The 12,599-nt window shown below is 58.5% G+C and carries 13 protein-coding genes and 1 tRNA gene; 10 read left to right on the top strand and 4 right to left on the bottom strand.

Annotated elements, in window-relative coordinates:
- Nucleotide 1 precedes the first annotated feature (1 nt).
- The 4 genes from secD to queA form a co-directional block, all read right to left on the bottom strand.
- Complete coding sequence (secD, locus tag BVK86_RS11775; RefSeq protein ID WP_075946608.1) at nt 2–1,867, bottom strand: protein translocase subunit SecD; 1,866 nt, start codon at nt 1,865–1,867, stop codon at nt 2–4.
- Between the two features lie 64 nt (nt 1,868–1,931).
- Nucleotides 1,932–2,270 carry a preprotein translocase subunit YajC gene (yajC, locus tag BVK86_RS11770; protein ID WP_016773317.1) on the bottom strand — a complete coding sequence of 113 codons (339 nt, stop codon included), beginning with the start codon at nt 2,268–2,270 and terminating at the stop codon, nt 1,932–1,934.
- A gap of 43 nt (nt 2,271–2,313) precedes the next feature.
- On the bottom strand, nt 2,314–3,429 hold the full coding sequence (gene tgt / locus BVK86_RS11765; RefSeq protein ID WP_162130301.1) for a tRNA guanosine(34) transglycosylase Tgt: 1,116 nt from the start codon (nt 3,427–3,429) through the stop codon (nt 2,314–2,316).
- 14 nt (nt 3,430–3,443) lie between these two features.
- On the bottom strand, nt 3,444–4,508 hold the full coding sequence (gene queA, locus BVK86_RS11760; RefSeq protein ID WP_075946607.1) for a tRNA preQ1(34) S-adenosylmethionine ribosyltransferase-isomerase QueA: 1,065 nt from the start codon (nt 4,506–4,508) through the stop codon (nt 3,444–3,446).
- 107 nt (nt 4,509–4,615) lie between these two features.
- Here queA and BVK86_RS11755 point away from each other — a divergent pair.
- The 10 genes from BVK86_RS11755 to BVK86_RS11715 all read left to right on the top strand — a co-directional run bounded on the left by BVK86_RS11755 (nt 4,616) and on the right by BVK86_RS11715 (nt 12,530).
- A tRNA-Leu gene (locus BVK86_RS11755) sits at nt 4,616–4,700 on the top strand.
- Between the two features lie 165 nt (nt 4,701–4,865).
- Nucleotides 4,866–6,107: a tyrosine-type recombinase/integrase gene (locus BVK86_RS11750; RefSeq protein ID WP_075946606.1), complete on the top strand. Its 1,242-nt coding sequence runs from the start codon at nt 4,866–4,868 to the stop codon at nt 6,105–6,107.
- Between the two features lie 243 nt (nt 6,108–6,350).
- Nucleotides 6,351–7,271 (top strand): hypothetical protein, encoded by a 921-nt coding sequence (locus tag BVK86_RS11745; RefSeq protein ID WP_075946605.1) that lies wholly within the window; start codon nt 6,351–6,353, stop codon nt 7,269–7,271.
- A 78-nt stretch (nt 7,272–7,349) separates the two neighbouring features.
- A complete protein-coding gene (locus BVK86_RS11740; RefSeq protein WP_075946604.1) occupies nt 7,350–7,616 on the top strand; it encodes a helix-turn-helix transcriptional regulator in 267 nt (88 codons plus the stop codon).
- Nucleotides 7,613–8,221, top strand: coding sequence for a hypothetical protein (locus tag BVK86_RS11735; RefSeq protein WP_075946603.1), 609 nt, complete (start codon nt 7,613–7,615; stop codon nt 8,219–8,221). Before BVK86_RS11740 ends, BVK86_RS11735 begins: the two co-directional genes overlap by 4 nt.
- Nucleotides 8,218–8,559 carry a hypothetical protein gene (locus BVK86_RS11730; RefSeq protein WP_075946602.1) on the top strand — a complete coding sequence of 114 codons (342 nt, stop codon included), beginning with the start codon at nt 8,218–8,220 and terminating at the stop codon, nt 8,557–8,559. Before BVK86_RS11735 ends, BVK86_RS11730 begins: the two co-directional genes overlap by 4 nt.
- A 374-nt stretch (nt 8,560–8,933) precedes the next feature.
- Nucleotides 8,934–9,092: a hypothetical protein gene (locus BVK86_RS29795; protein WP_167371503.1), complete on the top strand. Its 159-nt coding sequence runs from the start codon at nt 8,934–8,936 to the stop codon at nt 9,090–9,092.
- Nucleotides 9,089–9,370 (top strand): hypothetical protein, encoded by a 282-nt coding sequence (locus BVK86_RS11725; protein ID WP_075946601.1) that lies wholly within the window; start codon nt 9,089–9,091, stop codon nt 9,368–9,370. The genes BVK86_RS29795 and BVK86_RS11725 overlap by 4 nt, the downstream gene beginning before the upstream one ends.
- Nucleotides 9,367–9,639 carry a DUF3077 domain-containing protein gene (locus BVK86_RS11720; protein ID WP_075946600.1) on the top strand — a complete coding sequence of 91 codons (273 nt, stop codon included), beginning with the start codon at nt 9,367–9,369 and terminating at the stop codon, nt 9,637–9,639. The genes BVK86_RS11725 and BVK86_RS11720 overlap by 4 nt, the downstream gene beginning before the upstream one ends.
- Nucleotides 9,636–12,530: a DUF927 domain-containing protein gene (locus tag BVK86_RS11715; protein ID WP_075946599.1), complete on the top strand. Its 2,895-nt coding sequence runs from the start codon at nt 9,636–9,638 to the stop codon at nt 12,528–12,530. The genes BVK86_RS11720 and BVK86_RS11715 overlap by 4 nt, the downstream gene beginning before the upstream one ends.
- The last annotated feature ends 69 nt before the right edge of the window (nt 12,531–12,599 follow it).

Genomic DNA, 12,599 nt, shown 5'->3' with positions numbered 1-12,599 from the left:
CTTAAATCCACAACTTCTTGAAGTCACGACCGCCGAAGATCAGGTTGACCATCGCGCGGGTCACCATGATGGCCGTGAACATCGAGGTAAAGATCCCGAGGGACATGGTCACTGCGAAGCCCTTCACCGGGCCGGTGCCCATGGCAAAGAGGATGCCACCGACCAGCAAGGTGGTCAGGTTGGCGTCGAGAATCGCGGTGAATGCCCGGCCGAAGCCTTCGTTGATTGCCCGCTGGATGGTCATGCCTGCAGCGATCTCTTCACGAATCCGCGAGAAGATCAGCACGTTGGCGTCGACCGCCATACCCATGGTCAACACAATACCGGCGATACCCGGGAGGGTCAGCGTTGCACCCAACAGCGACATCAAGGCCAGCAGCATTACCATGTTCACCGCCAGAGCGACGGTGGCGATGATGCCGAAGAAGCGGTAGATGGCGATGATGAACAGCGAGACGAACAGCATGCCCCACAGCGATGCATCGATACCTTTGGTGATGTTGTCCGCACCCAGGCTCGGGCCGATGGTGCGCTCTTCAGCGAAGTACATCGGTGCAGCCAGACCACCGGCACGCAGCAGCAGCGCCAGTTCGGACGATTCGCCCTGGCCGTTCAGGCCGGTGATGCGGAACTGCGCACCCAGCGGCGACTGAATGGTCGCCAGGCTGATGATCTTCTTCTCTTCCTTGAAAGTCTGAACCGGCACGTCTTTCTCGACGCCGTTGACCACTTGTTTGGTGTAAGTGGTCACCGGACGCTGCTCGATGAAGATCACCGCCATGCTGCGACCAACGTTCGAACGGGTCGCACGGCTCATCAGCTCACCGCCGTGACCATCCAGACGAATGTTCACTTCCGGCCTGCCGTGCTCGTCGAAGCCAGCCTTGGCGTCGGTGACCTGGTCACCCGTGATGATCAGGCCACGCTCGATCTGCGCCGAACGATTGCCCTCGCGGAACTCGAAAGTTTCGGAAGTGGCTTTCGAAGCGCCAGGCTCAGCCGCCAGACGGAACTCAAGGTTGGCCGTCTTGCCGAGAATACGCTTGGCTTCGGCGGTGTCCTGCACGCCCGGCAGCTCAACCACGATGCGATTGGCGCCCTGACGCTGGACGATCGGTTCGGCAACACCCAGCTCGTTGACGCGGTTACGCACCGTGGTCAAGTTCTGCTTGATGGAGTATTCGCGGATTTCCGCCAGCTTGGCCGGGGTCATCGCCAGACGCAGTACCGGCTGGCCATTGAGGTCGGCCGGAACAATGTCGAAATCGTTGAAATTCTTGCGGATCAGGCTGCGGGCCTGTTCGCGGGCAGCTTCATCAGTGAAGCCCAGCTGAATGGCGCCATCGAGCTGCGGCAGGCTGCGATAGCGCAGTTTCTCTTTACGCAGCAGGCTCTTGACGTCGCCTTCGTAGACTTTCAGGCGTGCGTCGAGGGCTTTGTCCATGTCCACTTCCAGCAGGAAGTGCACACCACCGGACAAGTCCAGACCCAGCTTCATCGGGTGCGCAGCGAGGTTGCGCAGCCATGGCGGGGTGGTTTGCGCCAGGTTCAGCGCGACGACGTAGTCATCACCCAATGCCTTGCGCACGACGTCTTTGGCCGGCAACTGGTCTTCAGCCTTGGTCAGGCGAATCAGACCCCCCTTGCCGCCCTCTGCCAGCGTGGCAGCCTTGACGTTGATCCCGGATTCCTTGAGCGCAGCACTCACACGATCCAGATCAGCCTGATTGACCTGCAGCGCCGTGCTTGCACCGCTGACCTGAATGGCCGGGTCATCAGGATAAAGATTGGGAGCGGAATAAATCAGACCGACCGCCAGCACCGCCAGGATCAGAATGTATTTCCACAGAGGATATTTGTTCAGCATCACGCCGCCCGTTTATGACGCGGGGCGCCTTGCGCGCCCCGTCGATTGAATATGAAGTTGAAACTTAGATCGCTTTGAGCGTGCCTTTTGGCAGCGTGGCGGCGATGGCGCCTTTCTGGAATTTCATTTCGACGGTGTCGGAAACTTCCAGAACAACGAAATCGTCAGCCACTTTGGTGATCTTGCCAGCGATGCCGCCGGTGGTCACAACTTCGTCGCCTTTCTGCAGGCTGCTCAGCAGGTTCTTCTGCTCTTTGGCGCGCTTGGCCTGTGGACGCCAGATCATCAGGTAGAAGATGACCAGGAAGCCGACCAGGAAAATCCACTCGAAACCGCCACCCATTGGGCTCGCAGCAGCAGGTGCAGCAGCGTCAGCCATGGCATTAGAGATAAAAAAGCTCATTTAGCACTCCAGTTGCAAATGTTGAATCTTGGGGTCAGGAAACTCAGTCCAAAGGCGGAACAGGTAACCCGCGTTTGGCGTAGAAGGCATCGACAAAGGCGGCCAATGTACCCTGTTGAATAGCCTCGCGCAAACCAGCCATAAGCACTTGATAATGACGCAAGTTATGGATGGTATTGAGCATGCTTCCCAGCATTTCGCCGCACTTGTCCAGGTGATGCAGATAAGCGCGGGAGAAGTTCTGGCAGGTATAGCAATCGCAGGTTGGATCGAGCGGCGAATCATCATGGCGATGGAACGCGTTTCGGATCTTCAGCACGCCAGTATCAATGAACAGATGCCCATTGCGGGCATTACGGGTTGGCATCACGCAATCGAACATGTCCACACCGCGGCGCACACCCTCAACCAAGTCTTCCGGTTTGCCAACGCCCATAAGGTAACGAGGTTTGTCAGCCGGCATCATGCCCGGCAGATAATCCAGCACCTTGATCATTTCGTGCTTGGGCTCGCCTACCGACAGACCGCCGATGGCCAGGCCGTCGAAGCCGATCTTGTCCAGGCCTTCCAGCGAGCGCATGCGCAGGTCCTGGTGCATGCCGCCCTGGACGATACCGAACAGCGCCGCCGTGTTGTCGCCATGGGCTTCTTTCGAACGCTTGGCCCAACGCAGGGACAACTCCATGGAAATGCGGGCGACGTCTTCATCAGCCGGGTACGGCGTGCATTCGTCGAAAATCATCACGATGTCGGAGCCCAGGTCACGCTGGACCTGCATCGACTCTTCCGGGCCCATGAACACCTTGGCGCCGTCGACCGGGGAAGCGAAGGTCACGCCCTCCTCCTTGATCTTGCGCATGGCGCCCAGGCTGAACACCTGGAAACCGCCGGAGTCGGTCAGGATCGGGCCTTTCCACTGCATGAAATCGTGCAGGTCGCCGTGCTTCTTGATCACTTCCGTGCCCGGTCGCAGCCACAGGTGGAAGGTGTTACCCAGAATGATCTCAGCGCCGGTCGCCTCGATATCCCGTGGCAGCATGCCCTTGACCGTGCCGTACGTGCCCACCGGCATGAAGGCCGGGGTCTCGACGGTACCGCGCGGGAAGGTCAAACGACCGCGACGAGCCTTGCCATCAGTGGCCAGCAGCTCGAAAGACATACGACAGGTGCGACTCATACAGTTTCCTCGGGGCCCGATTCTTTAGGGGCAGTCGGCGCAGGATTACGCGTGATGAACATCGCATCACCGTAGCTGAAAAAGCGGTACCCGTTGCCGACCGCGGCCTTGTAGGCAGCCATGGTTTCCGGATAACCGGCGAACGCCGAAACCAGCATCAACAGCGTGGATTCGGGCAAATGGAAGTTGGTGACCAGAGCATCGACCACATGAAACGGCCGGCCAGGGTAAATGAAAATGTCTGTATCGCCGCTGAACGGCTTGAGCACGCCATCGCGCGCGGCGCTTTCCAGGGAACGCACGCTGGTGGTCCCCACCGCCACCACGCGGCCACCGCGAGCGCGGCACGCAGCCACGGCGTCGACCACGTCCTGGCCGACTTCCAGCCATTCGGTGTGCATGTGGTGGTCTTCGAGCTTCTCCACGCGCACCGGCTGGAACGTGCCGGCGCCGACGTGCAGGGTCACGAACGCCGTCTCGATGCCCTTGGCGGCAATCGCCTCCAGCAACGGCTGATCGAAATGCAGCCCCGCCGTCGGCGCCGCCACCGCGCCCAGGCGCTGGGCGTACACAGTCTGATAACGCTCGCGGTCCGAGCCTTCATCCGGGCGATCTATATAAGGAGGCAGCGGCATGTGCCCGACACGGTCGAGCAGCGGCAACACCTCTTCGGCAAAGCCCAGCTCGAACAACGCATCGTGCCGCGCCAGCATCTCGGCCTCGCCACCGCCGTCGATAAGGATCTTCGACCCCGGCTTGGGCGACTTGCTGGAGCGCACATGGGCCAGCACGCGATGACTGTCGAGCACCCGCTCCACCAGGATTTCCAGCTTGCCGCCGGAAGCCTTCTGGCCAAACAGTCGCGCCGGAATCACCCGGGTATTGTTGAACACCATCAAATCGCCGGGGCGCAAATGCTCCAGCAAATCAGTGAATTGACGGTGTGCCAAAGCGCCGCTGACCCCATCCAGGGTCAACAGGCGACTATTGCGACGCTCGGCCAAAGGATGGCGGGCAATCAGCGAATCTGGGAGTTCGAAAGTAAAGTCAGCAACGCGCATGATGGGGTTCGTCTAGCAGGGGCCGGAAGTCTAGCCGAAATAGTGAAAATTCTCTATGTACCTGATTGACCGACGGTAATCTCATCTCTATACTTCGCCGCCATTGAGCCCTGATGGCGGAATTGGTAGACGCGGCGGATTCAAAATCCGTTTTCGAAAGGAGTGGGAGTTCGAGTCTCCCTCGGGGCACCATATAGCAGTATCTGAAAGTCTCTACCAGACTCTCAGACCCAAAGAAACCGGCCACTTGAGCCGGTTTTTTTGTGTCTGACTATCTACCTCTGTATCCCCTTATCCGTTGTATCCCTGTATCCCTGCTTGTATCCTGAGAAAAATACCGAACTTTGGGATACAAGGATGAAGCGCGCAGACATCAAGCGTCGCCCTCTCGCAGATACAACACTTGCGGGACTGGAGTCGGAATCAAAGGAATACCGGGAGCTGGACGGAAATGGCCTCTACTTCAGGGTCAAACCTGATGGTGGTAAATCCTGGCAGCTTCGCTACAAACGTCCGGCGGGCAATTGGGCTTGGATGGGGCTCGGGGGTTACCCGGAAGTAAGTGGTGCGTTGGCACGAGACAAAGCTGCCGATCTACGCAAAGTAGTGAGTAGCGGTGCCGATCCCCTTGAACAAAAGCGATCCGCGAAAGCTGCTATCGATGCCGCAAAAACCCGAACCTTTCGAGCTGCTGCTGATGCATGGCTGAGGGCGAAAGAGGAAAAGGGTCTCGCATCCTCCACCCTGAACAAAATCCGCACCTACCTCGACAAGGACATACTTCCAGCACTGGGAGACAAGCCTTTAGACGAAATCACCCGTACCGATTGCGCAGAGCTCCAGGCATCCATCGAAGCCCGAGACGCACACAACGTGGCGGAAAAGTGTCGCACCTGGATAAATCAGATCTTCGGGCGAGCCATCGGCTTAGGTCTGACTGAAAACGATCCGGGCAGCCGCCTTCGCGATATTGCGGCCCAAGCCCCTAAGACTCAACAGCATCCCCATTTGCTGGAGCCTGAACTGGCTGATTTCCTCCTGGCACTCAAAAACACCCCGAGCAGGCTGACGGCCCGCACTGCGGCATGGCTTTGTGTATGGACGGCATCACGGCCTGGGATGGTCCGCTTGGCTGAATGGAAGGAATTCGACCTTGAGAAAGCCATTTGGACCACGCCTGCCACCAAGATGAAGATGCGTCGGGATTTTGTATGCCCCCTTCCCCACCAAGCTGTTGCAGCGCTGAAAGAGCTGCACTGCTTAACCGGTCGCAGTCGTTGGCTCTTCCCCGGGGTCGGAGCCAAAAATCCGACCATTAGCGAAAACACGATCAATAAGGTCTTCGCCACCATTGGCTATAAAGGCCGCCTCGTTGGGCACGGCACTCGGCACACCGCGAGCACATTGCTTCGAGAACATGGCTGGCCAAAAGAACACGTCGAAGCGCAACTTGCTCACAAAGAGGAAGGCATCTCAGGGGTGTACAACAAAGCACAATACCTTGAAAAACGAGTAACCATGATGCAGTGGTACGCAGATCATCTTGATGAGCTAGTAGTTGGCAATGTCGTGCAAGGCCAATTTGGAAAGGTGATATGAAACCAATTATCCATTCCCCCCCAAAAAACGGTGTTACGCGTGTTACAGGTGTTGCGACAACCTGTAAGTTATTGAATATAAGAGACTTATCTCGAGCTACACCAAAAAATTCTCAACGCTACACGACGTGTTACGCGGTCGAATCGTGTAACAATACTTGCCCAGCCATCTCCCTGTTGGTCGAGGGAGCCCTTGTCGTAAAACGCTGCATCCGTTACCCACAGCGGGGCCAGGGGGCGGTGGATGGACGATGAGAATATGCCGATTGGCCGCCTGGAGATTGCTGGCTTCGATGTCAGTAATTTGCTGTGGGAACTAGACGACATCGAACAGGCCGTGCGTGAGTTAGCGTTGTATTCGCCGTTTCGCGAGCATTTCAAAGAGGCGCTGGAGCTGGCCAATTACGCCACCTCATTCTGGCTTGAGGATGGCCGTTATCCTGATCGAGCAGGGTCGGTGGTCGCTACGATGTTTCGACTACGCGACGAGATCGAGGAACATGCCAGCTACGCCGATGCAGCCTCACTGCCGAGTGTCATACGACGGTTTCATAGCATTGATCGCAACGCTGCGGACTCGCAACTCGTGGCGACTTACACCCTCGTGCAGAGCATTCAAGCGGTTCAAGTTCTCGCCAACTGGCTCTTTGAAACGGAACTCTACGTCTTCGACCTGGACGCAGACCTCATAGCCCAAATGCAAGTAACAGACCCCAAGAAATATTGCGCACTGGCCGAAAAGGAGCGACTAAAGGATCCAGGCGGGGAAATTGACGCTCGTGAATCCTTCCGCACATTCATGGGCAATGCCGACAAGGCGATCATGCTGGCGAGCCTCTACAGACAAGTTGAGGACATCGACGTATCGAGGGGTAACTTCAATGTGGCCAGCTTTCTAAACGAGGCGCTGAGTAAAGCGTTTTCCGCCAAAGCCTCGCAAAGAGGCGCGGCGGCGGGTAAGGCCAATAGGAAGCCGGAGTCGGTAAAGCAGCAGAATGCAGCGGATCTCCGCGAGCGCGTTTGTAAGGCAGCTGATCGTCACATTTTGGCCAATCCTACGATTTCAGAGCGGGAGCTGAAAAAAGCATTAGTCGAACAGGAGGGCATAGCGTCTGAGCCTACCGTCAAAAAATACCTGATCATGGGTGGATACTTACCTCGATAAATTTCATTAAAAGCAAACCGTGTTTGCTTTTTTTCCCCTCTCTAGTCTGTGCCTGTCTCTCACCATATAGGCACGACTATGACCTCTTCCATCCAAACAATTAATACCAAATCCCCAGCTCGCGACCCCGCAACAACCCTCATTCGTATCAACGAAGTCATTGCGATGGTAGGCCTTGCTCGCCCAACCATCTACAAGCTCATGCAGCGCCCTGACTGCAACTTTCCCCTGCCCGTCAAATTGAGCAACAGCAACGCACGCGGCGCCCCTGTCGCCTGGGTTCTTTCCGAAGTGCAGGCATGGACACGCAGCCGAATCGAGGCGCGTGACCAGGTGGCCGCATGAAGCGCAACTACAGTCCATTCAAAGGGCCATTTCTCGACTCCTACAGCATCGGATTTCGCCTCTATCAAACCGGGGAAATCAACTGGCGGCACCGCACGATTGCGGGTGTGAGCTGGAACGGGGAAGAACAAGAGGCCTTCTTTTTCAACCCTGATGGCCTGGTCCTTCCACTTAAACCCAATCCATGGGAATTGCCTGAATTGATCCGCATAAACGCGGTACGCAGGGAGTTTTCCAGCATCCACGGCACCGGCCATTTCGCGATGAAGGAGGGCCGCCGCGCCGAGCTGAAATCGCTGGGTTTGACCGACTGGGTCACTTACTGGCTGGTCGACCAGTCGGCCGGCTACGCGAACGATCCGGCGGTGTGGCAACGCATCACTGAGCAGGATCTTGCCGAGGAAAAAACTGCAAGCGAACGCCTTCACCGTGAATTGAAGTTGACCTCGGACCTGTCCGGCTACGTGAACGAATGCCTGGCACAGCAGCGTGAACTGCTCGCGGTAAAACACCGCCGACGGTGCGTCGAGGACAGCAAAATCCTGGCTTGGCTCAAAGGTGAAACGCCGCAACCGCTGTTCACCAGCACGCAGGAGGCGGCATGACTCCGACCTTTCTACCTCACCAAGCCTTAGATCTTTTCGGAGCACTTGAAGCGTCTCCGTCTTCTACCGCAGAGATCAAAGGTCGTCAGCGTTTGCTTGCGCTCCGTGATCAGGCGATCGCAGCCGGCGCACAGGTGCTGGTCGTGCTGTGGCAGAACCTGGAGTGGACGCTGCTTGCGGTTCAGCCACCAGCAGACGTGGTGATCAACGACGCTCGCGAACTAATTCCCAACCTGCTGCGCAATCCCGAAGCGCTCCAGCAGATTCGGCAACGCGCAGACCAAGGTAGCCACTTGCAATGGCTCACGCTCGTCCGCCCCGTCACTACCCTGCACTAACGAAAACGCCCCCGGGAGCGATCCGGAGGCGTTGAGGTAAATCTACATGCCCAAACAAGTTATGCCGCATCGGAAAAATGCACAAGCTTTCTGCGCAGTTGCGCTTTCCAAAATGGGACGTTACTCTCTGAGCGTCGCTGCAAATTCAGCGACCGACCTTGGCGGGTCGAATGATTTCAGGCGCAACAGCGCCATATACTCAATTGCAGGCGCTTTTTTTGTGCCCGCGATTATGCGTTATGGCGAGTTGCGCAGGAGCACCTTCGGGTGCGCCGGGTTCCTGAATCACCGGTCCGCCAATCTTGCGCAATTCGCCACCCATCCCTGCTTGGCGGCAGGCTGTGGTGGCTCCTCTGATTCGGGAGCTACATCAAATGATCACCATCGATCCGTCCAAAAAACGCGCCGCTGCACACCGTGCAATGGCTCTCGCCGCTTTACACGCCAATTCCAGCCTCGCAACACGCCTCACCCGCTACAACGCTCACATGGCCAAAGCCCGCGCACTGGAAACCGCAGGTGGTGCCCAATGAACGACGCCATGTATTTTTCCCTGCCCGAAGACCTGCTCTGCGTAGATTCAAGAGTAGAAGCTGGTGTTCCCATTGACGCCATCACCTGCGCAATCGCTCGTGCCGATTCGGTGCTGACCCTGCTTGAAGACCACTTTGAAGGCGAATCGCGCCTAGCCAACCATGTCATCGCCGCCGTCATTTGGGATGTACGCGGCACCCTCGGGCTGATCAAAACCCTTGCCTTGCACGGTGACACCACCTCGATTCCTGCAGCGCAGAAAGGCGGTGTGCTATGAGCACTTCCATCACGCTGGGGAACGCCACTTTTTCGCGCGTCAACGCTACTAACTTGAAACTCTTTCGAGTGAATGCCGGTGTTCCAGTCGAGGAAGCGTTGGAGATGGCTTCGTTGCTGCAGCACTACGCCAATGAACTAAGTTTCGACGCTGCCATGAGCGATAAGGGAGAACGCTTCAGCTGGCCTGCGGTGTACCTGGGCGAGATGGCCAAAGCCTTGATTGATGACATCAGCGATGCCCTGTTCCTATCGAGGGCAGACACATGAGCCAACGCCCGACTAGCACTGCAAAACGGCCTAGCTTCGCCGACGTAAAAAACGCCGCACTAAAAGACGTCGATCGCGTCCTGTCGCACTGGCTGCCCAACGGCAAGCGTGTGGATGGCGGTAAGGAATACACCGCTCCGAATCCAACCCGCGCCGACAAGCGCGCCGGCTCGCTCAAGGTCAACTTGAGCAAGGGCACGTGGGCGGATTTTGCGACCGGCGACAAAGGTGGCGACCTGATCGATCTGGTGCGCTATCTGGAGGGCGGCACCGACGTCGAAGCCTGCAACAAACTGGCGGATCTGCTGCACGTTACCGCTGGGGCGACTCAATCGAAATCGAGCCCCAGCAAAAGCCAAACTCCGGAATGGCTGGCCATTCAGCCGATCCCGGCCGAGGCCATGAGCAAGTGCCCGTCCAAGCATCGGCAACACGGCGCGCCGTCCAAAGTCTGGATGTATCGCGATGCTCAGGGCCACCCGGTGATGGCGCTCTATCGCTTCGAGTTGGGCCCGGATGAAGACGGCAAATCACGTAAAGTGTTTGCGCCGTTGACCTGGTGCCAACGGGCCGACGGTCAAACGCAGCAATGGCGTTGGCAAGGTCTGCCGGAGCCGCGTCCCCTGCTGCGCCTGGATGAACTGGCGCAACGCGCAGAGGCTCCGGTCATTCTGTGCGAAGGCGAAAAGGCCGCCGACGCTGCGACGGATCTGCTGCCCGACTACGTGGCCACGTGCTGGCCGAACGGCTCGAACTCTTGGCACAAAGCTGACCTGACGCCGCTCAAAGGTCGTTCCGTGGTGTTGTGGCCAGACAACGATACCAGCGGCACAAGCTGCATGGATGCCGTCGCCAAACACCTGCAACAGATCGGTGTAGCGTCGTTGCGCGCGATCGCATTGGATGTTTTCAAACGCAAGCCCACCCTCAAGAACAATCAACCGATTTTCACGAAGGAGGGTCAATGGGATAAGGGCGACGACGCGGCCGATGCCCAGGCCAAAGGCTGGACGGCAGCGCACATCGCCGAGTTGGAACGCAGCGGTGAACTGTTCGGTGTTTCGCCGGAGAAAGCCCCGGCCGAGCCACCTGAAGCCAAAGCCAAGCCAACGACCAAGCGTGCCGCAAAACCTAAAAACGATTTGCTGCCCGGCGGCTTCCGACTGACGCCGGACGGGGTGTTTTATTCCGGTGACGATGGCGAGGCGCGCCCCGTGTGCTCGCCACTGGAGATCCTGGCGCGCACTCGTGATGCCCAGGGCCATAACTGGGGTTTGCTGGTCGAGTTTGACGATCCGGACGGTGCAAAGAAGCGCTGGAACATTCCGGCGCGGACCATGACCGGCGACTTCGGCAAAGACGTGCTAGGCCCATTGGTGGACATGGGTCTGCGTCTGGCCGGCAGTCGATCCGGGCGCAATGCCCGCAACGACCTGCAGAGTTATCTCGGCGGCTTCGACAGCGCGCAACGCGCACGACTGGTCACCCGTTTGGGCTGGCATGACAGCGCCTTCTTGCTGCCCGAACAGCAGGTCGGCTCACACGCCGAACACCTGCACTTCTATGAGGCCGGCGCGCAGCTGCCGCCCATCAGCGAAGCCGGCACTCTGGAGCAGTGGCAAGAACAGATCGGCGCCCTATGCATCGGTAATCACCGCTTGGCGTTTGTGGCCAGCGTGGCGTTCGCCGGCCCACTGCTGCACATGCTAGGCCACGAGTCCGGCGGCTTTCACCTCTATGGCGACAGCTCGGGCGGTAAGACCACCCACCTGCAAGTGGCCGCCTCGATTTACGGCGGGCCGCGGCTGGTGCGCTCATGGCGCTCGACGGATAACGCGCTGGAATCCATCGCCGCCGCGCATTCGGACGGTCTCCTAGTGCTGGATGAAATCGGCATGTGCGACCCGCGCATCATTGGTGAAACGGTATACATGCTCGGCAATGGCACCGGGAAAGCTCGCGCCAATGATCGAGGACAAGCGGGCCGGCAGGTGCAGGAGTGGCGCTTGCTGTTTCTTTCGACCGGCGAAAAGACCTTGGCGCAGCACATGGCCGAAGCCAACAAGGAGCTGAAAGCCGGCATGGAGGTGCGGATGCTTGCCGTGCCAGCGGACGCCAGCAAAGGCCTTGGCATGTTTGATGTACTGAACGGTTTTGATGATGCGGCGGCCCTCTCCGATGCGCTCAAGGCACGGGTAGCCAAGTACTACGGCACACCACTCACCGCCTTCCTGTCGGCCCTTTGTGAGCCCGGCAAACTGCATGGTTGGTCATCGATTCTGCGCCACACCTTGGAAGGCTTCATTGCCAAGGCACTTCCTGCTTCGGCCAGCGGTCAGGCGCATCGTGCGGCGGCCCGCTTTGGTCTGGCTGCCGCAGCAGGCGAGCTGGCCACCGCTATGGGTATCACTGGCTGGCCAGACGGCACCGCCACCACTGCCGCTCGTGTGTGCCTGAGTGCCTGGCTGAATGAGCGCGGCGGCGCCGGAAATCTCGAAGGGGACGCGATCCTGGCACGGTTGCGCCAAGTCATCGAGCGTTTCGGTGAGAGTCGCTTTACGCGTTGGGAGTCCGCGGCCGCGAAGATCGATGAGCACGGCCCGCGCACCATCGACCGCCTGGGTTTTCGCAAGTCGCTGGAGCACGGCTTGGGCGATGCATTGCACACCACCAACACCTACTACGTGTTGCCCGAAGCTTGGCGCTCCGAAGTGTTCAAGGGCATGAACCTCAATGCCGTGAACAAGGAGCTGATCCGCCGTGGCGTCCTTGAACCAGGTCCCAACGGCAAAGCCTCCTGCTCCATCCGTTTACCCGGGATGGGCACACAGCGTTGCTATGTGGTGAAGACCGTGCCGGGTACGGATGAAAGCGAGGCTCAGGCCGCCTGACGGCCAGCCTACTGACTGAGGTAGCGCCGGCTCATTCCGGCCTCGCCAGCCGCTCAACCAACCCATAAT

This window comes from Pseudomonas reinekei (assembly GCF_001945365.1).
Lineage (GTDB): Bacteria > Pseudomonadota > Gammaproteobacteria > Pseudomonadales > Pseudomonadaceae > Aquipseudomonas > Aquipseudomonas reinekei.
The sequence above is the reverse complement of the archived record's forward strand: the minus strand, read 5'-3'. Positions and strand labels throughout refer to the sequence as shown.